Origin of the sequence: Psychrobacillus sp. FSL K6-2843 (assembly GCF_038626375.1) — a bacterium.
GTDB classification, from domain to species: domain Bacteria; phylum Bacillota; class Bacilli; order Bacillales_A; family Planococcaceae; genus Psychrobacillus; species Psychrobacillus faecigallinarum.
The window spans coordinates 1247399-1273040 of the sequence record NZ_CP152021.1; the positions used below are offsets into that span (position 1 = coordinate 1247399).

At 37.2% G+C, this 25642-nt stretch carries 21 protein-coding genes; 15 read left to right on the forward strand and 6 right to left on the reverse strand.

Annotation, left to right across the window (positions count from 1 at the left end):
- Window positions 1-769: 769 nt before the first annotated feature.
- The 13 genes from MKY94_RS06085 (at window position 770) to MKY94_RS06145 (ending at window position 17609) form a co-directional block, all read left to right on the forward strand.
- The gene (locus MKY94_RS06085) at window positions 770-1633 is read left to right on the forward strand and encodes an aminoglycoside phosphotransferase family protein (protein ID WP_151110709.1); all 864 of its coding nucleotides are present in this window, start codon (window positions 770-772) and stop codon (window positions 1631-1633) included.
- Between the two features lie 242 nt (window positions 1634-1875).
- Entirely contained in the window at window positions 1876-2643 is a 768-nt protein-coding gene (gene fadH, locus MKY94_RS06090; protein WP_191963879.1) for a 2,4-dienoyl-CoA reductase, read from the forward strand.
- Window positions 2644-2859: 216 nt separating this feature from the next.
- On the forward strand, window positions 2860-3312 hold the full coding sequence (gene cbpB / locus MKY94_RS06095; protein ID WP_151110705.1) for a cyclic-di-AMP-binding protein CbpB: 453 nt from the start codon (window positions 2860-2862) through the stop codon (window positions 3310-3312).
- Between the two features lie 112 nt (window positions 3313-3424).
- On the forward strand, window positions 3425-4300 hold the full coding sequence (locus MKY94_RS06100; RefSeq protein WP_151110703.1) for a LysR family transcriptional regulator: 876 nt from the start codon (window positions 3425-3427) through the stop codon (window positions 4298-4300).
- A 58-nt stretch (window positions 4301-4358) separates the two neighbouring features.
- Window positions 4359-6755 carry a hypothetical protein gene (locus MKY94_RS06105; protein ID WP_342578245.1) on the forward strand — a complete coding sequence of 799 codons (2397 nt, stop codon included), beginning with the start codon at window positions 4359-4361 and terminating at the stop codon, window positions 6753-6755.
- Complete coding sequence (locus MKY94_RS06110; RefSeq protein ID WP_342578246.1) at window positions 6755-7684, forward strand: ABC transporter ATP-binding protein; 930 nt, start codon at window positions 6755-6757, stop codon at window positions 7682-7684. The genes MKY94_RS06105 and MKY94_RS06110 overlap by 1 nt, the downstream gene beginning before the upstream one ends.
- Window position 7685: 1 nt before the next feature.
- Window positions 7686-8534: an ABC transporter permease gene (locus MKY94_RS06115; protein WP_151110697.1), complete on the forward strand. Its 849-nt coding sequence runs from the start codon at window positions 7686-7688 to the stop codon at window positions 8532-8534.
- 12 nt (window positions 8535-8546) lie between these two features.
- Window positions 8547-9944, forward strand: a complete 1398-nt coding sequence (locus MKY94_RS06120; protein WP_342578247.1) for a hypothetical protein — start codon at window positions 8547-8549, stop codon at window positions 9942-9944.
- An 11-nt stretch (window positions 9945-9955) separates the two neighbouring features.
- Window positions 9956-10948, forward strand: a complete 993-nt coding sequence (locus MKY94_RS06125) for a MoxR family ATPase (RefSeq protein ID WP_144537866.1) — start codon at window positions 9956-9958, stop codon at window positions 10946-10948.
- Window positions 10945-11820 (forward strand): DUF58 domain-containing protein, encoded by an 876-nt coding sequence (locus MKY94_RS06130; protein ID WP_342578248.1) that lies wholly within the window; start codon window positions 10945-10947, stop codon window positions 11818-11820. Before MKY94_RS06125 ends, MKY94_RS06130 begins: the two co-directional genes overlap by 4 nt.
- 11 nt (window positions 11821-11831) lie before the next feature.
- Window positions 11832-13592 (forward strand): BatA and WFA domain-containing protein, encoded by a 1761-nt coding sequence (locus tag MKY94_RS06135; protein WP_144537870.1) that lies wholly within the window; start codon window positions 11832-11834, stop codon window positions 13590-13592.
- On the forward strand, window positions 13576-16173 hold the full coding sequence (locus MKY94_RS06140; RefSeq protein WP_342578249.1) for a VWA domain-containing protein: 2598 nt from the start codon (window positions 13576-13578) through the stop codon (window positions 16171-16173). Before MKY94_RS06135 ends, MKY94_RS06140 begins: the two co-directional genes overlap by 17 nt.
- A 75-nt stretch (window positions 16174-16248) precedes the next feature.
- Window positions 16249-17609, forward strand: a protein-coding gene (locus MKY94_RS06145; RefSeq protein ID WP_342577376.1) for an IS3 family transposase whose coding sequence is annotated in 2 segments (ribosomal slippage) — window positions 16249-16705 and window positions 16705-17609 — 1362 coding nt in all. Because the reading frame shifts where the segments join, the coding sequence is not laid out codon by codon here.
- Between the two features lie 78 nt (window positions 17610-17687).
- Here MKY94_RS06145 and MKY94_RS06150 read toward each other — a convergent pair.
- From MKY94_RS06150 to MKY94_RS06175, 6 genes are all read right to left on the reverse strand, one after another.
- Window positions 17688-18875: an MFS transporter gene (locus MKY94_RS06150; protein ID WP_342578251.1), complete on the reverse strand. Its 1188-nt coding sequence runs from the start codon at window positions 18873-18875 to the stop codon at window positions 17688-17690.
- A gap of 898 nt (window positions 18876-19773) precedes the next feature.
- On the reverse strand, window positions 19774-20847 hold the full coding sequence (locus tag MKY94_RS06155) for an ABC transporter substrate-binding protein (protein ID WP_342578253.1): 1074 nt from the start codon (window positions 20845-20847) through the stop codon (window positions 19774-19776).
- Entirely contained in the window at window positions 20844-21650 is an 807-nt protein-coding gene (locus MKY94_RS06160) for an ABC transporter permease (protein WP_144537878.1), read from the reverse strand. Before MKY94_RS06160 ends, MKY94_RS06155 begins: the two co-directional genes overlap by 4 nt.
- On the reverse strand, window positions 21634-22458 hold the full coding sequence (locus tag MKY94_RS06165) for an ABC transporter permease (protein ID WP_342578255.1): 825 nt from the start codon (window positions 22456-22458) through the stop codon (window positions 21634-21636). Before MKY94_RS06165 ends, MKY94_RS06160 begins: the two co-directional genes overlap by 17 nt.
- Window positions 22448-23554 carry an ABC transporter ATP-binding protein gene (locus tag MKY94_RS06170; RefSeq protein ID WP_144537882.1) on the reverse strand — a complete coding sequence of 369 codons (1107 nt, stop codon included), beginning with the start codon at window positions 23552-23554 and terminating at the stop codon, window positions 22448-22450. Before MKY94_RS06170 ends, MKY94_RS06165 begins: the two co-directional genes overlap by 11 nt.
- Window positions 23555-23569: 15 nt before the next feature.
- A complete protein-coding gene (locus tag MKY94_RS06175) occupies window positions 23570-24112 on the reverse strand; it encodes an XRE family transcriptional regulator (protein WP_144537884.1) in 543 nt (180 codons plus the stop codon).
- A gap of 200 nt (window positions 24113-24312) precedes the next feature.
- On the opposite strand from MKY94_RS06175, the gene MKY94_RS06180 reads away from it, so the two are divergent.
- The gene (locus MKY94_RS06180) at window positions 24313-24756 is read left to right on the forward strand and encodes a TlpA disulfide reductase family protein (RefSeq protein WP_191963878.1); all 444 of its coding nucleotides are present in this window, start codon (window positions 24313-24315) and stop codon (window positions 24754-24756) included.
- Between the two features lie 86 nt (window positions 24757-24842).
- On the forward strand, window positions 24843-25502 hold the full coding sequence (locus MKY94_RS06185) for a TrkA family potassium uptake protein (RefSeq protein ID WP_144537888.1): 660 nt from the start codon (window positions 24843-24845) through the stop codon (window positions 25500-25502).
- Window positions 25503-25642: the final 140 nt, after the last annotated feature.

The window sequence follows — 25642 nt, forward strand, 5'->3', positions numbered from 1 at the left end:
GAGCCTAGGTCGTATCATATAGCGGGTGGGATTCCCGTTGAGAAAGAACTAGCCATTCACTCGTAGCGAGTCTTGGAGGGCTAATGGTAACATTAGCCTTTAAGCGTAGACAGTTAGGTGGCGGGCCGAAAGCCAAACGGTTGAAGGGATTGAGCTCCATAATGTTAGTAAATCGAGAGGGCTGATGCTTTAAGCACGGCAGAAAGCTACATTTTATCCATCGTTAAAGGCAAGAAGGATAAAGCCTCTCTGGAGTCAGAGACCTTGGCACGTCATACATCGATATGATACGGCAACTCGGGAGGCCCTACCGGTCTTTTCTTCTTATAGAAGAGTATGGTGTACAAGCGATAATAAGCGAGGAAACCAAATGCCGTTGTAGGGAGTCGGATAGCAGCGTAGTACCAATGAAGTTGGGTAATGCCGATGGAGGAAAGGCTGCTACCAAATGATCACCCTCACTAGGGACACATTTACTACACACAGCGGTAGAAATAATATATGTAAACTAAACTATTGAGGATAGCGGAATCACCATTTTGTGAATGATGATTTGGAGGAGCCGTGTGCGTAAATAGCGCAAGCACGGTTCTGTGAGGGGGGTGGAACACAATCTACCGTAATGTAGAGAGGTTCCCTTCTACTCGACTACTTGAATAAGCAGGTGCCTGTACTTTTTCTTATTGTACTAACGTAGCAGGTTAATTGTAGAATAAATTAGATTGTTAGTGAAATCAAAGGTAGCGCTACAAAAAGGGAGGTAAGTTTGATGTTAAAACGTGTTTTTGAACAACTTGGGTTGCAGGTACTATCAATTAATGAGGTTGAAGATTCCTATAGTTCAACAGTCTATAAATGTTATTTGCTAAATGGTAAAAATATTTTTTTGAAAATCCCTTATACAAAATTGAAGTTTAAGCGGGAGTTAGAGGCCTATGGAATTTTAAAAGGAAGTTTTGCTATTCCCGAACTGTTGGATTATTGGTCTGGTGATGAGGAGTGTCCGGGAGCTTTTATATTATCCGAATTAAAAGGAATAACGTTAACATCTAAGGCTTCACCCTCAGTAGCATTTCAAGTCGGGGTCCTTCATGCCTCGATGCATACAATTCAACCGTCTGTTGTGCAAGAATTTTCCGACATACAAAATGAATTTCCAAACTGGTCTAATTTTGTCGAACAACAATTTTATAGTTTCGCTAAGGATGTAAAAGACGTTTTGGATGAACGTTTATTCATAAAAGCCATTGAAAATTTTGAACAAATGAAACAACAGCTCCCTTCCCCAGATGGACCAAGCTTTATACATATGGATTTTCGTCCAGCAAATATAATTGTTGATGGTAACAAAGTTTCAGGAATAATAGATTTTGAATCAGTACGATTTGGTTCAACTGAAATCGATTTTACCAAATTGTATCGTGATTTTTTACACTACGATTCTGCCTTGTATCAAGCTTATCAAGAAGGGTATAACAGTATCAGACCATTAATTGATTTAGAAGTTGTTTTGCCTTTTTATCGATTTACAGATGCCTTCAATAGTATCGGGTGGTGTAAACGTCGTGGAATTGAAAAAAATGCTTTATTTCTCGAAGAAAATATAGTGAGTTTAAAAAAATTATTAATATAAAATCGTATTTATTTATCACTCTTTCTATTTTTTAGGATGTCTCTTCATATAAATTTAATCTTTGAGAATATTACTTTTTAATGATTCGATAATCATTAAGAATTGAAGAGGTGATCTAAAATGTGGAAATCTACCCGTTCTTACACTTATTCAATGTAATAAAAGAGAGAGTGCTTTTACATACTTGTTATGCTAAAATATTGAGTGAATGTTCATTCAATTTATAAAGGGGTGTTTATATGTTGTTGAAAGGGAAAACGATTATTGTTACTGGTGGATCTAACGGTATGGGTAAATACATGGCAATGAGTTTCGTTGCTGAGGGAGCGAACGTAGTTATTACGGGTCGGGACAAGGAAAGGCTTGAAAATGCAAAGCTAGAAATAGCGCAGCATGGGGACCATATTGAAGTTTTTCAAATGGATGTAAGAGATCCCGATCATGTTGCAGCAATGGTAGAATTTACTGACAAGACTTTTGGCAGTATAGATGGATTAGTTAACAATGCTGCTGGTAACTTTATTGTAGAGACAGCCAAGCTTTCTCCAAATGGCTGGAAGACAGTGATTGATATTGTACTTAATGGTACGTTTTATTGTTCTAGTGCTGTAGGCAACTATTGGATCAATAAAGGAACGAAGGGCTCCATTATAAATATGCTAGCCACATATGCATGGGGAGCAGGAGCCGGTGTGGCCCACTCTGCAGCAGCAAAAGCAGGTGTTATGTCTTTAACTAGAACTCTTGCAGTAGAATGGGGCAGTAAATATGGCATACGAGTAAATGGGATCGCTCCAGGTCCTATCGAGCGCACTGGGGGAGCAGGAAAGCTCTGGGAATCAGAAGAAGCAGCGAAAAGAACAATTCAAGCAGTGCCTTTAAAACGTTTAGGTAAGCCTGAGGAAATAGGAGATCTGGCAACATTTATTATGTCCGATAAAGCATCCTACATGAATGGTGAAATTGTGACACTTGATGGTGGACAATGGTTAAATCAATTCCCATTTTAACAAATCATTTATTTTAGTTATAAGGTAGATAAAAATATAAGTGGGATATGCTGGGGAGCATTAGTGGAGTACCTTGGTGTTAAATTGACCAACTAAGTCTAAAAAAATATAAATAAATTGTAAGCGATTTCATAGTTTTTTATTCCTTTCATATGCTATCATAGTTTTATAGGTTGTGTTTTCAATTAATGAAAACAGACAAAGGAGTAGGATTCAATGATATTTGTAAGTAGTAAGGATTTTTTACAAATTCCCATTAAGGATTTCATTATTTCAGCCGAGAAGGTTGCTCATGTGCAATTAGGCAACAATGCAGAACATGCACTTTTGGTATTAACGAAAACGGGATATTCATCCATTCCTGTGCTTGACGTTAAATATCGCCTTCAAGGATTGATTAGCACTCAACAGATTACAGATGAAATACTTGGTTTAGAACATATTGAATATGAGCGTTTGCCAAATCTAAAAGTTGATCAAATTATGAAAAAAGACATTGCCTCTATTCATATTGAAGAAAAATTCCAAAAAGGTTTAGATCTGTTAGTTAATAATCCATATGTATGTGTCGTGGATGATGAAGGAACATTTATGGGGATTTTAACTAGAAGAGTTATTCTAAAGCAAATGAAGAAGTATTTATACCAATCCCAGGAATCTCAAGTATAATTATATATAGACAGAAAAAGGCCTTTTACAGAGGGCCTTTTTTTTATAGTGAATCCACCTAAAGTTAACTCCTATTATTTAAAGAATACATTCTAAAGAAAGAGGCTAAAAAATGAATTCGGACTATCTTATTATCAAAACATTAGCGGAAGAACAAAATATGCGAAAAGCTGCAGAGAGACTTTTCCTTTCTCAGCCAGCGTTATCTCTTCGCCTACAAACAATTGAGAAGGAATGGCAGACAAAATTGTTTTTACGTTCGCAAAAAGGTCTCACTGCTACTCCAGAAGGAGAGCTAGTAATTGAGTTTGCCAATAATATGCTACTGCAAAGAGAAGAAGTATTCGAAGCTATTCAATCATTGAGCTCTAAGGTTCATGGAACATTAAAAATTGCTTGTGCCTCTATTGTAGGTCAAAACTGGCTACCCAAAGTGCTAAAGGACTTTGTACAAACTTATCCAGAGGCTAAAATTTCCTTGTTAACCGGCTGGAGCTCAGAAATTGTAAAGGCAATATATGACGGGGAAGCTCAAATAGGAATTGTGCGTGGGCAAACAGATTGGAAAGGGAACAAACTGCACTTATTTAGAGACACGCTATACTTGGTTGACAAAGACATGACAGCTATTGACGATGTTTTGACTACAGAAAAGCCATTAATCCAATTTAAGAGTGACTCGAACTATTACCAAGAAATTCAGCAATGGTGGCAAAAGCACTTTTCTGTAAATCCTAAGCGTCAGATTATTGTCGACCAAATTGAAACATGTAAACAAATGGCGCTAAATGGGATTGGCTATGCTATTTTACCTTCAATTACGCTGACAGGCCATGAAAATGTGAATAAGATACCTTTAACGAATAACGAAAAAGAGTTTGAACTCACTCGAGATACATGGTTAATAGGTTACGACGCCTCTTTTGACCTTCCACAAGTTGACGCTTTTGTAAAAATTGTTAATGAACATGCGAAGAAATTCCAATAAAGGAACTTTCTTTGGGGAAAAACGTACTAAATTATATACATAATAGGAGGGAAAAAATATGCAGATACGCAAGTTTGCTTTGGCCATCGTCGCACTTTTTATCATTTTTAGTATATATCCATCAGATGCCTCAGCAGCTCCAAGCTTACAGGTCAAGATTAATCTTGGCTTTGACGGAAAGGCAAAGTATGGGGAAGGACTTCCTATAACCATTACTGTGGAAAATTCAGGTGATGCCTTTTCGGGGGATATCGTGCTGGATATGTTCGAGTCTTATAATTTAGGTAATGGTCAAGCTATACCATTTGAAATAGGGGCTGGAGAAACAAAAACGCTCCAAATAGCTTCTTCTGGTTTAAGCGATGATTACTTATACTCAGGCTCCAATATCCAACTTGTTCATTTTTACGAAGGTGGCTGGGAAAAAGGAAAGTCAATTGATTATAAAGGATCTAAAAATCTTAAAGCTAACATGATGGATCCTTCTTCTGTTTTTTACATGACACTGACTAATAGTGCCGATCGTTTAACTGTTTTAAATCAGTTAAAGCAATCGAATGCTCAAGTAATTCATTTAGGTCAACTAAATAACTTTATTTTTCCATCAGAGGGTGTAGCCTGGCAAATGGCGGATTATATAGTTATTGATGAATTTGTCCTTGCGGATCTTTCAGAAGTTCAGCAGAATGCGCTTATTGATTATGTGAGTTCTGGGGGATATATCCTTGTCGGAGCTTCTGAAAATACATCGGCTGAGCTTGGATTACTATCGCAACATCTTCCATTAAATTTACAAGGAGTCACAAAAAATCTTTCACCTGAAAAAATTAGTACTATAACAGGTGGTAAATTACTATCACAGGATCTTACTCTACACGATGCTACATTAACAGATGGAGGGCAGCCCTTAATCAACTTAGATGGGACATTGATAGCTGCTAAAAAATCACTAGGTAGTGGAGCTATTATTCAAACAACCTTTTCCTTAGGTGATTCACCTCTTGCAAAAGATGATGTTTATAAAGAGCTAATAAAAGCAGTGCTGCAGCCTGTAAATACGCAGGCAACTAATTATATGTATGGAAACAATCTTAAGGATCAGCTAGTTTATGAAATTGGAGAGACAAATTCATTGTTTGCTTCTTTTAAAGTTTCGACACCGCTGATGATTGGTATTGTAATTATTTATATGCTTCTAGTCGGTCCGCTTCTTTACTTTATCTTGAAACGGAAGGATAAAAGAGAATATGCTTGGGGGATTATCCCATTGATCGCTATTTTAACTTCGGCTGGGATATTTGGCTATGGTGCAAAGGATCGCATAGCTCGACCTCAAGTACAACAATCCTCTTTCTTATATGTTAATGAAGATGGTAGTTTAAATGGCTATTACGCCGAATCGATTTTAAGCAATAAGGGTGGAGAATTCTCTTTTACTTCACCAAATTCAACTTCTATGGTCGGACAACGAAATTTTAATTCCTTTACAGGCAATATTACTAATATACATGAAAATGTTATTCTAGAAAAAAGCTCCAACAGATCAGATCTTACATTCAGGGATCTAGGGTATTGGTCCGTATCTTCTTTTTATGGAGAAACCTATATTCCAAATGCAGGGCAACTAGCTTCTGACCTTAAAGTGGAGGCCAGTAAAATAACCGGTACTTTAACTAATAATTTTCCATTTGCTCTTAAAGAAGTTTCGATTTGGTCCGGTTCAAAACTAATTGTGCTAGGAGACCTAAAACCTGGAGAACAAATGCAAGTCGACAAAGACTTAGGATCCGTAATGTTAAGCCCAACCTCTAATCCTTTTATTAATACTAGTGGTAATTGGGGACAAAATACAATGAACCAAGATGATTTAATAACTCAACGTAAACAATCCTTATACTCTACAAGCAAATTAATTGAACAAACTGGTGGTAAGCCAGCGATTACTGCATTAGTAGAGGAGAATATTGTTCCAATTGAACTTAAAGGGAAAAAAGTAGAAATGTCTGCTCTAAACTTACTAATACAACCTTTTGAGGCAGAGACAATTTTATCAGGCGAGTTTACACTACCTGCAACTAGCTTTATGGTAAATGTTGAAACAAATTCTTTTGGAAAATATATGGAACCAGTAGAGAATAGTAATTTTGAGTGGTATTTAGACGACGGTGAGTATATTACGTCATGGAAACTACCTCAGAATCTTCCTGTAGAAGGCGTAAAATACACACAATTACAAATAGCTAATACAGATCGAAACTCCCATACTATCGAGTTATTAAACAATAAAACAGAAATATATGAGCCTATAGAAGAAAGTAGATTTACAGTAAAAGAAAATATATTAGATTATATCAATCAGGATGGAGAAATTATTTATAAATTAATTAAGGATTCCAATAATGGAGATCCATATACACGACTTCCAGAGGTACGTATTAAAGGGGAGGTTAAGTAATGATAGAGATTAAAGGACTAACTAAAAAGTATGGCTCGTTCTATGCTTTAAATGATTTAAATTTAACTTTACAAGAGGGAACTGTTTTTGGATTTGTTGGAGCAAATGGAGCTGGTAAATCTACCACCTTCTCCATATTAGCAACACTACTACAGCCAACCTCTGGTGATGCGCTGGTGAATGGTAAAAGTGTTAAAACAGAGCCACATGAGGTTCGAAAACAGATTGGATATATGCCAGACTTTTTTGGTGTATACGACCAACTAAAGGCAAATGAGTATTTGGACTTCTATGGAGCTTCTTATGGCATACCGGAAGCAGATAGAGCGGTTCTAATTCCTCAATTATTAGAGCTAGTCAACTTAACACATAAAAGATACGAATATGTAGATCTTCTTTCTAGAGGTATGAAACAACGCTTATGCTTAGCAAGAGCATTGATACATGATCCAAAGGTTTTAATCTTAGATGAGCCAGCCTCTGGTCTAGATCCGAGAGCTAGAATCGAAATGAGAGACATATTAAGACAGTTAAAGGATATGGGGAAAACCATCTTAATCTCCTCTCATATATTGCCAGAGCTTGCAGAAATGTGTGACGAGATTGGAGTCATTGACGGAGGCCGATTGATTGCTCATGGTTCGGTGTCAGAAATTCAAGCGCAGCTTGCTGGCGAAAGGCATATAACCGTCAAAGTAAAAGGTTTGCTTGAAAATGCTACCACCTTCTTTGAAGAGGATCCTTTTGCTTCTAAAGTAGAGACTGACCCAGTTAAAAATATAGTTACCTTTAACTATAGAGGTACAGAGGAAGATCAAATTAGTCTGCTTAAAAAAGCTGTGGAACAGCAAATAAAGGTTATATCATTTGCAGAAACAGAGACAGATTTAGAGGATGTCTTTATGGAAATTACAAAGGGGGCGAAATAAGATGAAGCAAGCATTAAGTAATCCAGTGCTTATTAAAGAGATAAAATTACGTTTTCGCTCTCTAAAAAGTTTCACAGGAATCCTATTTTATCTTATTGCTATGTCTATATTTGTGTTTGGTTTTATCCTGTTAACGACCTCTTTTACGGGCACAGGTTATTTTAGACCCGAGGAAAGCTTTTTCATGTTTGTAATGCTCACTTATATCCAGCTCGGTCTTATACTTTTTATCACTCCGGGTCTCACGGCTGGTGCTATCAGTTCGGAGCGTGAGAAGCAAACATTGAACATATTATTAACAACATCGCAAACTTCTTTTCAAATTATTATGGGTAAATTGTCATCGTCGATTGCATTCTTGCTGTTACTGTTAGTAGCGGGCTTACCCGTGTATAGCTTTGTTTTTCTATTCGGTGGAGTTTCCCCAGGGCAGCTCGGACTAATATTTTTGTTTTTCTTTTTAACTATGTTGGCGGTCGGTGGAATAGGGATTATGTATTCTACAATTATTCGAAAAACGATTGTGTCGATGATTGCAACATATGGTACGATGATTTTTCTAGCTGGGGTAACAGGTTTCATTTATCTTGTTCTTACAGGAATGAATAGCTTGGCAACTGGGGCATTGGCCACGACTCCTCAACCCATTGCCCATTTTTTTGCAACGATTAATCCGGTTATACTAATGATCAATTTAACAATGTCTAGTTCAACGGACTTTATAAGCCAAACGACTAATATAGATTTTCCAATTTGGGCTGGATATGCAATTTTTTATGTTTTGCTAACGGTTTTAACAATTTTTATAGCAGTAAAGAAACTACGGGTTAATATGAAGAAATATAAGTAAGGAGGAAAATAAATGGAGAACAGAAACAGATTATTGCTATGGATTAAAAGAGCAAAACGCAGCCTTACAACAGAGCATTATTTTAAAATGTTACAAGGAGCTTTGTTTTACGCCTTTCTTTCTGTTGCTGTAATTCTACTAGTATCTCGCTTATTTGTTTTTCCCTATTACACAATATATGCCTGGTCTTTAGCGGGTATTGTATTTTTTCTTCTTTTAGGAAGAGCTTTTTGGAAGAGACCTACGAAAGAAACAGCATTGTATAAATTGGATTCTTTTTTTTCTGATAATGTCCTTTTAACTGCCGTATCATTTTTAAATAATAATTCTCCACTTGCTCAAGGAGTTTTGCAAAAAGCAGCAAAGAATGGCCAGGAAGCTTTGGATAAATTTAAAAAAAGAGAAAAGCATTATTTTCAGGCTAGGTGGTCCATAGGCTTTTTAATCTCCCTTGCAGTGGTGTTTTTATTAGCATCATTTCCTGCTACCACGCAGTTAGAGGCAAAGGACATTGAACAAGAAAAGCAAGTGATCAATGACATTAAGAAGGAAGTAGAAAAATTAGAGAAAAAAGAATTAGCTAAGTCAGTAAAAAAAGACTTAGAGGAATTAAAAGAGAAACTGAAAAATACTGAATTGGCCGAAGAAGCACTTAGAGAATTAATAAAAAAACAGAAGGAACTTGCATTAAAGGAACAAAAATTAGAGGAAAAGAAAGAATTAGCGAACAATGAAGGTAAAGAAAGTTCAGCTTTGTCAGAGAAAGAGCAGAAAGAACTTGCTTCCTTGGAAACAGCGAATAGCGCATTATCTCAAAGTTCTGCCACTGCGCAGTCTACTCTTAGCAAAATGGGTAAAAAGCTTCCGTTTTCATCAAATAATGTAGCACAAGGTAATCAGAATTCTAATAATAACAGTCCTAATACTAGTTCTAATAATCAACAAGGGCAACAAGGTCAACAAGGTCAGAATCAACAAGGTCAACAAGGTCAGAATCAGCAAGGTCAACAAGGTCAGAATCAGCAAGGTCAAGGCCAGGGTCAGGGTCAGGGTCAAGGTCAAGGTCAAGGTCAAGGTCAAGGCCAGGGTCAGGGTCAGGGCCAAGGTCAAGGCCAAGGCCAAGGTACGGGGGCTGGTAAAGGTTCTGGAGGAAGAGATCTGTTATCGATTCCATCAAGAATTGGGGGCACTGGAGAAACTACTATAGATGGTGGAAATCTTGGTGAAGGAAATTTCTCTAGCGAAGAACCAGCGGAGGCGCCAACTACTAGAGGCACAGCCAAACCTTATGAAGAAGTTATTAATGAATATTCAGATTCCTATTTGAAAAGCTCAGAACGAATGCAACTACCTTCTGATTTACAGCGGATTGTTCAGGATTACTTCTCGTCCGTAGAAAATAATAATTAATGGAGGAAACTATGGAGTTAACAACTGAAGACTATATGAATATGAGTAAACGATTAGAGGAAGTGCGCCATGAGATTGGTCAATTTATAGTTGGCCAAAAAGAGGCAGTAGAGTTTTCAATTTATTGTGTTTTAGCAGATGGTCATGCTCTTTTAGAGGGATTGCCTGGACTAGGTAAAACTATGCTCATTCGTACCATTTCTGAAGTGCTTGACCTTTCTTTCTCACGTATTCAATTTACGCCAGATCTAATGCCATCTGATATTACAGGTACGAGCATGATTGAACGATTAGAGAATGGAAAACAGCAATTTAATTTTCAAAAGGGGCCAATATTTAGTCAGATGGTGTTAGCTGATGAAATTAACCGGGCTACTCCTAAGACTCAAAGTGCTCTCTTAGAGGCAATGGGAGAGAAAACAGTAACTGTGCTTGGAGAAACTAAGCAGATGGATAGACCATTTTTTGTGTTAGCTACTCAGAATCCAATAGAAATGGAAGGGACTTATCCCTTACCAGAAGCACAAATGGACAGATTTTTATGTAAAATAATTGTTTCTTACCCAACTAAGGAAGAGTTAATGGAAATTTCTAAGCGAACTACTGGAAGCCAAATTATTGAGTTGAGTAAAATAATGAATGCACAAGATATTGTGACCGCACAGCAAATGGTGAAGGAAGTATTGATAGCTGATGATATGTTGGAGTACGCGGTAGATATTATCGCTGCCACTCACCCAGAATCTTCTGTAGTTTCAGAGGTACAGCAATATGTTCAATATGGAAGTGGACCTCGTGGTTTACAGAGCCTTATAAAATTGGCGAAAGCACGTGCCCTAGTAGCAGGTCGCTATCATGTTTCTATAGCAGATATTAAAACAGTGGTAAAACCAGTTTTAAGGCATCGTTTGCTGCTTAATTATGAGGGAGAAGCGGAAGGTAAAAGCGCGGATGACTTAATAGAAATTATTCTACAAACAGTTAAGCAAGGACAAAATGTATGAGTAAAGAATATTTAATCCCAAAGGATTGGAGCGGAAAGCTAAGTCGCTTGTCTTTAGCAACCAAGTCTAAACTACGCGGGCAACATAAAGGGTCTCATCGCTCGCAAAGATTTGGTGCTTCTCTAGATTTCTCTGATTTCCGAGAATATACACCAGGAGATGACGTTCGCCAAATCGATTGGAATGTGTATGCTCGGACAGATAAATACTTTATTAAGCGTTTTTTAGATGAGCAGGAAATGAGAGTACATATTTTATTAGACTCATCTAAGTCGATGGGTGATCCTCTAAAGTGGAATTTTGCAAGACAGTTAGCAGCTTCTTTAGGAATTCTTGTACTCCAAAGAGATGACAGATTATCATTTGCTGCCGTTACTAATGATAAAAATTTACCTTTTAGAAGAAAAGGAGCAACCTACCGGAAAGCATTTACCCAAGTAATAACTGATTTAAAAGAGCCTACCATGGCAGACTCCTTTGCAAAAAACGCCGTCTCATTTCTACCTAAAGACAGTACGGTATTATTCCTTATTACAGATTGCCTAGAAGACTTGGAAACATTAAAATCTCTTATACAAAAGCTACCTCGTTTTGCTGGAGATATACGAATTTTACAAGTTGTCACAAATGAGGAACTTGTTCCGTCTTATTCTGGAGATATTCAACTAGAGGATGTAGAAACTTCTCAGCGATTAAATATTTCTATGTCATCTAGAGTATTAGAGACATACGAACAAGAACATCAGTTACATCAGCGTGGTTTAGAGAATATTTGTAGTAAATTCGGAGTGAGACTTCTACAGGTAAATGCAGATGAAGGTATCTCTCATGTAATATTTCATCAATTACTACGAGCAAATTGGGTGCAATGAGGTGAGTATATATGGGTTTTAGTCAATTACCATATTTATGGACAGTAATATTTCCGATTGCCGTTCTATTATATTACTTTTTTCGAAAGAAATATAAAAAGCAATCTGTCTCCTCAACTCTTTTTTGGGATGAAGTGATGAAAGAGACAAAGGCCTCTCCTTATTTACAGCATCTTCAACGTAATGCGTTATTTTATTTGCAAATGTTAGCAATGATTTTGCTCGTAATTGCACTTATTCAACCTTTTTTGAAAAAAGAAGCACTTGCTGGTGAGCAAATTGTCTTTATTGTGGATACTTCTGCCACGATGGAGGTTAACGTGGATGACGCTATCTTATTTAACAAACATAAGCAGGAAATGCTCGATCTGGTTGAACAGTTATCTGGAAAGCCATTGACACTTATTACTACGGGAAATGAACCTGTCGCAGCTTTAAGGCAGGAAACGAATATCAATGAAATTAAAAGAGTAATAAATAAGTTAGAAGTGACTTATGAGGATGAGAATCTTTCAAAAACTTTGGATTTTGCTCAATCCTTTTTTCAAAATAAAGCTACTTCGGTATATGTGTTTACAGATCAGATAGATCGTCAGACCTTGCCGTTACAATATGAAAATGTAAGCTGGAATGTAATCGGTCAAACTAAGGAAGTATCCAACATATCTATCAAACGCCTTGGGGCAACCAAGATGAAAAATGGAACTTCAGCCTTGATCCAATTAGCTAGTCAAAATAGAGAAGAGCAAACAGTGTCCTTAACCTTGTCAAATGGAGAAGGTGAATTGGTTAAAGAATCCGTTAGATTGCCTGCGGGTGAAACAGTCACCCTTTCCTTTGATGAGTTACAGGAGGCAATTTTTCTGAAGGCAACTATAGATGTGGAAGACGATTATCTCATGGATAACGAGATGACCGTGTTCTTGCAGGATCAACTCTCTAAGATTTTCATAGATAGCTCTCTTCACACTTTGGTACGCACTGCCTTTCAATCACTTGGTGTTGACATGAGTAGTATACCAGCTGAACAGGTAAGCCTAGTGAAGGAGGAGGGAATTTTAGTTACTAATCAATTTAGCTTAGTAGATCAATTAGAAAGACCTGCCTTATTTATCGGAAGGAATGATGAAAATCCTGTAGAGGTTAATGGAACTGTTCAAACGGATGATCACCCTTTGTTTTCCTTTGCTGACCTTTCGGATATCTATGTAAGTAGCGTATATCCGGGTGTGGAGGGCTATAAAACGATAGCAACAGTTGCTGAGCAGCCCTTTATACAGATCTCTCCAAGGGGAGATATTATTGTACTTTCCGATATACAAATGACAGATTGGCCGTTAAGTCCTTCTTTCCCATTGTTTATGTGGAGTGTGAAAGAGCAGCTATCTAATAGTAATACTTATTTAGGATCTTTCACTCCGAATGAGAGAAAACCACAATCCTTAGGTAGCGCAACTAATGAGTGGGAAATTTATACGCTAGACGATTCTTATGAATATTCTATTGAGAATGGAGGAGCATTTGTTGCTCCTAGAAAACCAGGTTTATATGTTATACGTTCTGGTGAGAAAGAAAAATATTTTTCAGTAGCAATATCTCAAAAAGAAAAAGAAATTATAAAAGGTTCCTCATATTCTATTGGAGGACTGGGAGTAGAACAGCAGGATGAGAACTATGAAAAGTATTCCATTGTTCCATTTTTAATTGTTTTATTGTTATTGTTGTTTGTTATCGAGTGGGAGGTGCAAAGACGCCGTGGATTTACGAGTTGATCAACCACTGCTTTTACTATTATTAGTACCTATTCTCATTTATTTTGTTTGGACATGGAAAAAGGACAGAAATATATTGAGGAAAGAGGGAAGGACTGTCTTCTTTATACGAGTGCTTGCTATATTTTGCTTAGTGCTGGGTCTTACAAATCCTTATTTATTGCTGCCCATTAAAGAGGAACAGATTGTTTTTCTGATTGACCGTTCCGCTTCAGTACAAGGAACTGATCAGCAGGTAAGTGAATGGATTGAAGCAAGCTTAGATTCTCGAAAAGATAGACATTTAGTAGGCGTATATACATTTGCAGAGGATTTTCAAACGGAGATACCCCTGACTGATGAGGAAATAAAACTTCCTGTTTTTAGTCCTATGAAATCACCAGGTAACACCGATATCGCTAGAGCGTTACAGTTATCAACCGGAATAATAGAACCAAACAAAGCAACAAGAATTGTTCTATTTACAGACGGAATTGAGACTAGCGGAACTATAGCAGACGAGCTTATGAAAATAGCTGGCAGTAATGTAACCGTAGATGTAGTACAGCTTGAGAGAGTATCATCGGAGGACGTTGCTGTTACATCCTTTGAAACACCTCCTGTAGCCTTCGAAGGAGAGCAACAGCAGCTTAATGTAGAACTCCAAGCGACTAAGGCTACAAATGGCGAATTATTACTTTATCAAAATGATCAACTACTAAGTAGAGAGCAAGTCGCCTTGGAGCAAGGATCTAATAGTTATACTTTCCGCAACACCTCCAAGGGTGAGGGTCTGTTAAAATATGAAGTACAGGTAATTGTTCAGGGGGATGCCTTGATTGAAAATAATAAGCTTACGAGTGTAACTAATGTAGAGAGTTCTCCAAGGCTACTGGTTGTTACAAATGAGGATACTTCTACTAATATTCCTTTAGTTATTGACAAAGAAGCCATTACAACTGATGTTATCACCGCAAACTCTCTTCCATATGATTTATCTAATTATCTTGCGTATGATGCAATTATTTTTGACAACGTGCCAGGACACATAGTTGGCGAGCAAAAAATGAATGTGATTGAGCAGGCAGTTAAAAATTTTGGTACCGGCTTTATGATGGTGGGTGGGCAGAATAGCTTTGGATTAGGTGGTTATTTTAAAACTCCAATCGAAAAGTTATTACCTGTTGAGATGGAAGTTAAAGGGAAGCAACAATTACCTTCATTAGGGCTTATTATTGTAATGGATAGATCAGGAAGCATGTCTGGTTCGAAAATGGAATATGCGAAAGAGGCAGCTGCTCGTTCGGTAGAAATGCTTAGAGATGATGATCATTTAGGCTTCATAGCGTTCGATGATCGTCCATGGCAAATTATTGAGACAGAGCCTCTTAAAGATAGAGAAGCAGCTGTTGAAAAAATCTTGTCTGTAGGTGCTGGTGGAGGAACTGAGATATATACAAGTCTTGCCCTAGCATATGAGCAGTTACAGCCATTAAAACTACAACGAAAACATATTATTTTACTGACAGATGGTCAATCTAGTTCCTCTAATGACTATCAAACTTTAATCGAAGAGGGAAAAGAGAATAATATTACTGTTTCAACAGTAGCCGTTGGACAGGATGCAGACCGTGCTTTGCTAGAAAGCCTTGCAGAAATGGGAGGGGGAACTTTTTATGAAGTACAGGATGAATCTACAATTCCTGCCATTATGTCTACTGAAACAGCTATCATCTCTAGAACCTATATAGAGGATAACCCATTTTATCCTACCATTTATGGAGACCCTGCATGGTCTAGTCTGTTCGTTGATGGTGTTCCACAGATGAATGCATATATAGCAACTACTGCCAAGCAAACTGCAAATGTAATAGCTCAGAGCGAGAAGGAAGACCCAGTTTTGGCTGAATGGATGTATGGCTTAGGAAGAACTCTTGCCTTCACTTCTGATTCTACGGGTGCTTGGAGCGGAGATTTTGCACGTTGGAATAATTGGGGTGATTTTTGGAACACAGCTATTTCTAGAATGCTTCCATCTTATAGTGAAGTACCTTTTACCATTCAAAAATCTACCGATGGAAGTTATACGGTGACAGATCCTTCGGGAAGCTCATCCTTTATCGAGGTGGCAGCAGTTAATGAAAAAGGGGAAGAGTTAGCTGTAACCTCCGAGCCATTGGCACCTGGAAAATCCAGAGTTACGGTTGAGAGCGAGCCGGGACTAGTATTTTTCCGAGTTTCTAATGAGAAGGATGCTATCTATCAAGCAGGGATATCCATTCCCTACAGTGAAGAATATAAGGTTCAACAGCCAAATGTACAAAACCTTCAGTTAATCACTAGTAGAACTGATGGAGAACTTTTAAGTGAACCAGCAGAGGTATTTCGAGATATCGGTATGACTAGCTCGGAAAAGCAACCTATAAGACAGTTTTTAATCTTGGCGGCAATCATCCTATTTTTTATAGACATAACAATTAGGAGATTTGGATTTAAACAGCTTATAGCACCTTTTAGAAAAAATAAAAAAGAAGCAACTTCTCCCGCTACAAAAACGACCAGTAATATGGAAAAGCTTGTGAGAGAAAAGAAAAAAAGATAGATAAAAGCGCAATGGAAGAGATGTGAACTGCCCCGTAAATGTTAGACACCAAACTAACATTTACGGGGTGTTTTTATGTCCAAATTTACTGCTGAAGAGAGAGTACAAACAGTTTTACGTTATCTTAAGGGAAATGAAAGTTATAATGATATACAAAAAGACTTAAATATTGCGATATCTATTATTTCTGCTTGGGTTCAGTTATATGAAGAACAAGGAGTGGAAGCTTTCTTTAAACCCTATACAAATTATCCTGTTCATTTTAAACTAGAGGTACTTAATTACATGAACGATATGGGTACTTCCTCTGTTGAAACAGCAGCGATTTTTAATATTTCCTCACCAGGAATGATTAGGAATTGGCGAAAAGCGTTTGAAAACGGTGGTATTGATGCCCTACAACCAAAGAAAAAGGGGCGTCCATCCATGAAAAAAGAAACCAGATCGAATGCAAAAAAAACATCCCCAAGTGAAGGGTCTATGGAAGCTCTACGAGCTGAGAATGAGCGTTTACGTATGGAGAATGCCTACCTAAAAAAGTTGAATGCTTTAGTTCACGAGCAGGAAAAATTACTAACAAGATCAAAGCGCAAGTAATTTTTGAACTAAAGTCTGAGTTTGATGTAGTGGAACTGGTTAAAGTCGCTGACATTCCACGAAGCACGTACTATTACTGGGAGAAACGATTACAACGTGAAGATAAATACGCGACGACAAAAACAGCAATTGAAGCAATTTATCATGAACATAAAGGGCGCTATGGCTATCGTCGCATCGCTAAAGAGTTAGTAAAAAAGAACATTTGCCATGATCCGAAGACGATCAATAGATTGATGAATGAGATGGGCTTAAAATGTATGGTCCGGATGAAAAAGTATCGTTCCTATCGAGGAAAAGTAGGTAGAATCGCATCTAATTTACTGAATCGTGATTTCCAGGCAGACAAAATGAATGAAAAATGGGTGACGGATGTAACGGAATTTCATCTTTTCGGGGAGAAACGTTACCTATCACCAGTTTTAGACTTGTGCAATGGTGAAATCATTGCTTATAAGGTAATGAGCCGTCCAGTTTATCAACTTGTGGGTGATATGTTAGAGGATGCCATTCGACGATTAAATCCAAGAGATGAAGTGGTTCTGCATTCAGATCAAGGATGGCACTATCAAATGAAGAAGTATCATAAGACGTTAGAACGCCACCATATAAAACAAAGTATGTCTCGCAAGGGTAATTGTTTAGATAACGCAGTCATAGAGAACTTCTTTGGCTTGTTAAAGTCGGAGCTTCTTTATCTACAGGAGTTCGAGAGTATGGACCATTTTGAACGAGAACTACATGAATATATCGAGTATTATAATCACAAAAGAATGAAGACAAAATTAAAAGACCTAAGTCCGGTAGAATACCGAACTCAGATCTTAGAAGCTGCCTAACCTTTTTGTCTAACTTTATTGGGTCAGATCAGATGTACCTCCATTGCGCTTTTATTGTGAGCTTTAAAATAGCTTATGTTATAAAATGACTGGAATTTTCTTTTTAACCCAGACAAGAGTGATAACCCAAGTACAGATTAAGATTACTGCACCGACTACAAATGGTATGTTGATATTCACATCAAATAAAATACCTGCTAGAGCCGGACCAATCATATTACCTAAACTCATATACGCATTGTTCATACCAGCAGCAAACCCTTGTTCATTGCCAGCAAGTTTAGAGACAATTGTATTTACAGCTGGACGAATCAATGTTGTAGCAATTGAGAAGGCAGTTGCTAAAAATAAAATAAGCCAGAAAGAGTCTACTAAAAAGAAAAGTACTAATGATACAGCCGCAACCACTAAGTTAACAAGAATAACATTTAATTCGCCAAAGCGTTTAAAGAGTCGGTCTATCACAACAGTTTGGATAACTACCCCTACAAATCCACCCACAGTTAAAATAGCAGCGATTCGTTGAGGACTATAATCATATTTGTGATCTACATACAATGAAAAGGTTGATTGGAAGTTAGCAATTCCAAATGAGAAAACAAAAATGATAAATAACATCATAAAGTAAGGCGTGTATATAGAGCTTTTCATTTGTGAAAGGATATTTTCACGTTTTTTAATAGTAGGTGTTAGTTCACTAATTACATTTTTAATGTCAGGCAAGATAACTAAGGAGACTATTGCGGAAAGAAAAGATACAACTGCAGCCATGTAAAATGGAAAGGATAAACTTACACCTGCTAAAAACCCTCCGATAGCCGGCCCTATCATAAAGCCTAATGACATGGAAGCCCCAATGTAGCCCATGCCTTTTCCACGATCTTCAAGGCTTGTTAAGTCAGCGACAAATGCCATAGTAGCTGGTACTAAAAATGCTCCGCCAACTCCCCCCATAAACCTTGCAATATAGAGCATCCATTCGTCTGTGGCTAAACCAAACCATAATTGTGATAAGGAGAAGACGATCAAACCAATAATGATTAATTTTTTTCTTCCGTATTTATCGGATAGTTCACCAGCTAATGGTGAAAATATAAATTGTCCTAAAGCATAGGAAGCAATGATAAATCCTAATGCTTGCCCAGCGACGCCAAAAGTCTCCAAATATGAAGGCATTACTGGGATAACAATTCCTATCCCTGACATTACGATAAACATATTGAACATTAGTATATATAATGCAAATTTATTTCTTTTTTCTGTCATAATGGTTCCTGCTTTCTTTCATACTATTATCATCTATCGATAATATCATATTTTCTCTATAATACATACCTTCGTGTCCCGAAAAAATTTCACTTGCGACCTTCTTGAAAAACTTGATAATACATGGCTAATTTTCACTTTAGGCGAACGCTTTCCGCGGGGGAGCAATAAGCCATCCCCGTCGCTTGTGCGTCGGTTGTGATGTCTTATCTGTCTCCCTAATCCCGCAGGAGTCGTCGCCTGTCGCTACAATCATATATAGTAATGATAAAGTAGTACGGAGAAACTACCTCAAGAACATATTGTATGGTTATATGATCAATCCTATTAATAAAATTGCAGTAAAATTTTAGATAATAGATGACTGATTTTCGCTTTAGGCGAACGCTTTCCGCGGGGGGAGCGATAAGCCATCACCGTCGCTTGCGCGTCGATTGTGAGGGCTTATCTGTCTCCCTAATCCCGCAGGAGTCGTCGCCTGTCGCTACAATCATAATAGTGTAGTAACGATGAAGTAGCGTGGAGAAACTACCTCAAGAACATATTGTATGGTTATATGATCTATCCCATTAATAAATTTACAGGGAAATCTTTGGGCAATAGATGGCTGATTTCCGCTTTAGGCGAACGCTTTCCGCGGGGGAGCGATAAGCCATCACCGTCGCTAACGTGTCGATTGTGATGTCTTATCTGTCTCCCTAATCCCGCAGGAGTCGTCGCCTGTCGCTACAATCATATATGGTGTACTAATGATGGTGTAGATTTAGCTAAAAAGACTTTTTGCTGGTTTCATTGGCTAGGCAAAAGGAGGATGGCCGTTACGTGAGTCGCGACCATCCTCTCTATAATTTTTTAATAATATTTAAGTTAATTAAAGGGTAAATGTTAATTTGCTAATTTACTTTGAACCCATTTTAAATTTCAAGAACAACTCGTTATAAACACCTAACATTTCAAGTCCTAGGTTATTGTATACTTCTAAATTGTCTCGAGCTTCTTCGGAAGGATAGAAGCGTTCGTCTGTTATGACTTCTTCGTCCATTAGCTCCATTGCTGCAGTATTAGGTGTAGAGTACCCCACATAATCTGCATTTTGTGCAGCGACCTCTGGATCTAACATGAAGTTGATAAATGCATGAGCGCCTTCGATGTTTGCCGAGGTTTTAGGGATTACCATGTTGTCAAACCATAGATTAGAACCTTCTTCAGGAACAGAGTAATCTAGTTCTTCATTTTCCCACATCATATCAGCAGCTTGTCCCGACCAAGTAAGCGCAACGGCTGCTTCCTCGTTTACCATAAGCTGTGTTACTTCATCACCAATAATAGCCTTTACATTAGGCGATAGCTTTTGAAGTTTCTCTAAAGTCTCTTGAAGCTCAATTTCATCAGTTGAGTTCAAGGAATGGCCAAGGCTATTTAACCCCATTCCGATTACCTCACGCGCTCCATCTACTAAAAGGACCTTGCCTTGGAGTGAAGAATCCCATAAATCATCCCAACTTTCAAATGACTGGTCATCTAAAAGGGAAGGATTATAAACGATTCCTACTGTTCCCCAAAAGTAGGGAACTGAAAATTCATTTTTAGGATCGAAGGATAAATCTAAAAAGTAAGGATCTATATTTGCCATGTTTGGGATTTTCGATTGATCAATTGGAAGAAGTAAGTCATATTCCTTCATTTTTTCGATAGCATACTCAGAAGGTACAGCTATGTCATAGGAAGTTCCACCTTGTTCAATTTTGGTCATCATTGCTTCATTAGAGTCGAATGTTTCATAGACAACACGATAACCAGATTCTTCTTCGAATTGATTGATTAACTCAGGATCTATATATTCACCCCAGTTGTAAATAGTAACTGTATCACTACCAGCATTGCCGGAGCTTTTCCCTAAGTAGTCATTCGCTACAAACAATCCTATACAAACAATAATAATTGCTACTGACGCTTTCACAATATCTTTCATTTTCTTACCCCCATTCCTGTAGGGTTTTTCCCGCCACGTTGGCTAATAAAGTAATAGCCCACTACTAACAATAAAGTGACGATGAAAATAATTCCTGAAAGTGCATTAATTGTTAGAGTGATTCCGGCACGAGCCATAGAATAAATCTCTACTGATAATGTACTAAAACCATTCCCAGTGACAAAGAAAGTCACTGCAAAGTCATCTAATGAGTAAGTCAATGCCAGGAAGAATCCTGCAAAGATTCCCGGTTTGATGAAAGGGATAATAACTCTTCTTAAAATGTCTCTTCTAGTGGCACCTAAATCGGCTGCTGCATCTATTAACGAGCTGTTCATTTCTTGAAGTTTTGGCAATACCATTAAGACTACGATTGGAATACTAAAAGCAATATGAGAAATTAATACTGAGGCAAAGCCTAACTTAACCCCAACCATAGTAAATAGAATCAAGAAGGAGGCACCAATAACCACGTCTGGGCTAACAATTAATACGTTATTCAAGGATAATATTGAGTTCCTTAAGGATTTGTTTCGAATATAAACTATACCTAAGGAACCAAGAACACCTATTACGGTCGAAATCAATGCAGATAGTAACGCCACAATAACAGTGTTGATAAGAATCATAATTAGACGAGTGTCAGAAAACACTGCTGCATAGTGCTCCCAAGTAAAGGACTCAAAGTCATTCATCGTACCACCGCTATTAAATGAATAGAATATCAAATAAAAAATAGGTACATAAAGAATAACGAAGATCAGGGCTAAAAATATTTTTGCCGACTTACTTGTTTTTTCCATTAGAAGTGGCCCCCTTTTCTCTTTGTCCTGTAATGATCATGACAATTACCATAAAGATAATTAAAAACACGGCGATGGTTGAACCCATTCCCCAGTTTTGTGTTACAAGGAACTGTTGTTCAATAGCAGTACCTAGTGTAATTACTTTGTTCCCTGCAATTAATCGAGTAATCATAAATAATGAGAGGGAGGGAATGAATACAGCTTGAATCCCGGCCTTTACACCATTAATAGTTAAAGGAAAGATGACCTTAGAAAAGGTTGTCCAGCTTGAAGCCCCTAAGTCTCTACTTGCATCTATAAGAGATGGATTTAACTTATCGAGCGAGTTAAAGATAGGGAGAATCATAAATGGTATGAAAATGTACACCGATACAAAAATAAAACTAAAATCAGTAAATAGTATTTGCTGTTCACCTATCCCAAAAACATTTAAAAATGCATTGATTGGACCATATAAACCAAAGATCCCGATAAACGCATATGTTTTTAATAGAAGGTTAATCCATGATGGAATAATGATTAAAAGTAACCATAATTGTTTGTGCTTTGTTTTAGTTAAAAGATAAGCTGTTGGATACGCAATGAGCAAAGAAAATAAGGTAATTAAAAATGCGTACCAGAATGAGCTAAGTGTTAACTTTAAATATACAGAAGTAAAAAAGTTCTTATAGTTATCTAATGTAAAGCTTCCGCTTAAGTCGAAGAAGGAATAATAAGCGATTAATGCTATTGGAGCTATGACAAAGAATAGTAGCCAAGCATAGTAGGGTATCAGATAAAGCGTTTTAGCTTTTTTAGTTTCCATAAGCGTCTTCCCCATAAGACTCAAGTCGTTTGTCAAATTCTTCTTCTGTTTCATTTAGACGCATAACATGAATAGACTCCGGATCGAAATCTAATCCAATCATTTCACCTACAGCAGCTTTTTTAGTTGAATGAACTAACCACTCATTTCCTTCTTCATCGTAAGTGGAAAGCTCATAGTGAACGCCTCTAAATAGTTGGGTATCTACTTTAACTTTCATCTTCCCATTATCTACTCCAGTAATTTCTAAATCCTCTGGGCGAATAACGATATCAACCTTCTCATTTGGATTCAACCCTTGGTCCACACACTCAAATTCCTTACCACCAATATGCACACGGAAATCTGCGACCATTGTTCCTTCTACAATATTAGATTCACCGATAAAGTCCGCAACAAAGCGATTGATAGGTTCATCATAAATATCCATAGGAGTTCCACTTTGTTCAATATTTCCGGCATTTAATACAAATATTTCATCGGACATAGCAAGCGCTTCTTCTTGGTCATGCGTAACAAAGATAAAAGTTTTTCCGAGACGTTGCTGTAACTCACGAAGCTCGTACTGCATTTCTGAACGTAGCTTTAGGTCAAGCGCTGAAAGTGGCTCGTCTAGTAATATAATTTCAGGGTCATTGACTATTGCCCGGGCGATAGCAACACGTTGTCTTTGTCCCCCAGACATTTCTGCTATTTCTCTATACTCATAACCGCTTAAATTAACAAATCTCAATGCCTCTAATACTTTGTCTTCAATATCTTTTTTTGCTAATTTTTTTATGCGTAGCCCAAATGCTACGTTTTCAAAAACATTTAAGTGAGGAAACAAAGCGTAGTCCTGAAATACGGTATTAACTTGGCGTTCGTTGGCTGGTACATTGTTGATTAGTTTTCCATTAAAATAAATGCTCCCACTTGAAGGCTGCATAAATCCTGCGATTAAGCGGAGAATAGTTGTCTTCCCACAACCTGATGGTCCTAATAACGTATAAAATTTTCCGCGTTCTAATTCAAAATTAATGTTACTAAGTACGGTAGTGTCCTCGTCATAAAATTTAGTGACGTTTTCAAAGCGAATAATAGGTGTCTCTGACATAATAACCCTCCATTTTCATAAGTAAGAATTGGTGACGACATAAATAACCTTCGCGATATCATCTGATGCATTTTGTAAAAGATGGTGATCAGATGCTTCAAAATAGAGGGATTCTCCTATTGATGCGAAGTAGTGCTGCTTGCCTAATGTTAACTGGACGCGACCGTGTAAAACATATATGAATGTTTGAGATAGGGACGGTTCGAACTCTTTAAATTGCCCGCCTTTATCAAGAATAATAAGTACTGGCTCCATGTCATTTTCGTTGGATTCTGAGATAAGCCAGTGCAGTGTGTACTTTTTTTCTTCATCTACATTAACGGTTTGTTCTTCTTTTTCAAAAACAACCTTTGTTCTACTATGTTCATCATCAAAGAAATCTTTAGGCTTACAACCTAAAACATTTAAGATGGAAAAAAGAGTTTCAATAGAAGGAGAATTGAGGTCACGTTCAAGCTGAGAAATAAAACCCTTACTTAAATCTGTCCTTTCTCCAAGCTCCTCTTGAGTAAGTCCTTTTTTCAACCGTAATTGCTTAATTTTTTTACCTATTTGCATGTAATTACGCTCCTTCTTTTATTTGAAATAAAGAGCTTTTCCATAAAACAAAGTTTATTTTAACATAACTTTAAGTTTACTTTAACAACTTTTTAATGATTTTACAAAAAAAAATTATTCCATTTTTTATTGAATGAAATAATCGGTAGTTTTTGTCCTGCATACTATAACAATGGATGACAGAAAAAGGAGAGAATTTAATGCGGTTAAGAGAGGAGTTACCGGAGTTTCCGAATTCGGCAATATGGTTAAACGGAGCATGGTCAAAGGAACAACTAATGGGAGAAAAGCCTGTTCTTGTCTATTTTTGGTCTGTTAGCTGTCAAGCCTGCAAAAGGGCTCCATCAGTGATTAACTTATGGAAAAGCAAATATGGAGATCGTTTTAATGTAATCGCTGTTCATATGCCAAGATCCCAAGAGGATGCTAATACAAGTATTGTTCAATCTACAGCTGCTGCTATCGGTATAAATCATTCGATATTCTTAGATCATGATTTAACCATTTCTAAAAAATATCAGAATCAAATGGTTCCTAACTTTTACTTGTTTGATAAAAAAGGACAGCTAAGACATAGGCAAACAGGGGAGTACGGTTGGCACATGCTAGAAAAGCGACTTGTATTGTTGATAAATGAACGTTAGTTATGAAAATGGCTATAGTGAAATCTCATAGCCGAGGAACAGCTGATGTGTTAAACTAATGGCAATTAGTTCTAGGAGGCGCAGTTATGCATAAGGAATTTGTTGTTATTGGTTTAGGTCGTTTCGGAGGAAGTATCGTAAAAGAGTTAATGGAGCAAGGCGCGGATGTAATGGCAATCGATAAAATTCAAGAACGAGTAGATGAGTTCGCTACAATAGCAACTCATGCGGTTATTGCGGATACAACAGACGAGGCAGTTTTAAAATCTCTTGGGATAAGAAATTTTGAACACGTGATTGTTGCAATAGGGGATGACATTCAATCAAGTATTTTGACTACACTTATGCTAAAAGAAATAGGTGTGAAAAAAATTACAGTGAAGGCTCAAAATGATTATCATGAAAAAGTGTTACGAAAAATAGGTGCAGATCAAGTAGTTCATCCAGAACGAGACATGGGGATACGAATTGCCAATAACATCATTTCTAATAATGTATTAGATTATTTGGAGCTATCCGATGAGCATTCGATTATGGAAATCAAAGTAAACGAGAAAATTGCTGGGTTCTCAATTATAGATTTGGATATCCGTGCGAGATATGGCATTAACATTGTTGCGGTTAAACGAGGAAAGGATATCATCGTCTCACCTCAAGCCCACGATAAAATGCAACTAAATGATGTACTTATTATAATTGGTGCAGATGTTGATATTAATCGCTTTGAAAAGAAAGTTTTATCTTAACTAAGCCAAGGGACTAATCCCTTGGCTTTTATATTTATTAAAATAAATAAATTTTAGATTATAAAACATTCGTTCAATATGAAATAAACAAGCAAAAATAATATTTAAAGTATAGGTGAGTCTTAATATGATAAGAGCGT

Bases quoted from the DNA above. Each gene is read 5' to 3' on its own strand.
- MKY94_RS06115 (WP_151110697.1), top strand. From the start codon at position 7,686: ATGAAGCAAGCATTAAGTAATCCAGTGCTTATTAAAGAGATAAAATTA.
- MKY94_RS06170 (WP_144537882.1), bottom strand. From the start codon at position 23,554: ATGTCAGAGACACCTATTATTCGCTTTGAAAACGTCACTAAATTTTAT.
- MKY94_RS06150 (WP_342578251.1), bottom strand. From the start codon at position 18,875: ATGACAGAAAAAAGAAATAAATTTGCATTATATATACTAATGTTCAAT.
- MKY94_RS06135 (WP_144537870.1), top strand. From the start codon at position 11,832: ATGGGTTTTAGTCAATTACCATATTTATGGACAGTAATATTTCCGATT.
- MKY94_RS06105 (WP_342578245.1), top strand. From the start codon at position 4,359: ATGCAGATACGCAAGTTTGCTTTGGCCATCGTCGCACTTTTTATCATT.
- cbpB (WP_151110705.1), top strand. From the start codon at position 2,860: ATGATATTTGTAAGTAGTAAGGATTTTTTACAAATTCCCATTAAGGAT.
- MKY94_RS06100 (WP_151110703.1), top strand. From the start codon at position 3,425: ATGAATTCGGACTATCTTATTATCAAAACATTAGCGGAAGAACAAAAT.
- MKY94_RS06110 (WP_342578246.1), top strand. From the start codon at position 6,755: ATGATAGAGATTAAAGGACTAACTAAAAAGTATGGCTCGTTCTATGCT.
- MKY94_RS06165 (WP_342578255.1), bottom strand. From the start codon at position 22,458: ATGGAAACTAAAAAAGCTAAAACGCTTTATCTGATACCCTACTATGCT.
- MKY94_RS06160 (WP_144537878.1), bottom strand. From the start codon at position 21,650: ATGGAAAAAACAAGTAAGTCGGCAAAAATATTTTTAGCCCTGATCTTC.
- MKY94_RS06155 (WP_342578253.1), bottom strand. From the start codon at position 20,847: ATGAAAGATATTGTGAAAGCGTCAGTAGCAATTATTATTGTTTGTATA.
- MKY94_RS06185 (WP_144537888.1), top strand. From the start codon at position 24,843: ATGCATAAGGAATTTGTTGTTATTGGTTTAGGTCGTTTCGGAGGAAGT.
- MKY94_RS06130 (WP_342578248.1), top strand. From the start codon at position 10,945: ATGAGTAAAGAATATTTAATCCCAAAGGATTGGAGCGGAAAGCTAAGT.
- MKY94_RS06120 (WP_342578247.1), top strand. From the start codon at position 8,547: ATGGAGAACAGAAACAGATTATTGCTATGGATTAAAAGAGCAAAACGC.
- MKY94_RS06125 (WP_144537866.1), top strand. From the start codon at position 9,956: ATGGAGTTAACAACTGAAGACTATATGAATATGAGTAAACGATTAGAG.
- MKY94_RS06175 (WP_144537884.1), bottom strand. From the start codon at position 24,112: ATGCAAATAGGTAAAAAAATTAAGCAATTACGGTTGAAAAAAGGACTT.
- MKY94_RS06085 (WP_151110709.1), top strand. From the start codon at position 770: ATGTTAAAACGTGTTTTTGAACAACTTGGGTTGCAGGTACTATCAATT.
- MKY94_RS06180 (WP_191963878.1), top strand. From the start codon at position 24,313: ATGCGGTTAAGAGAGGAGTTACCGGAGTTTCCGAATTCGGCAATATGG.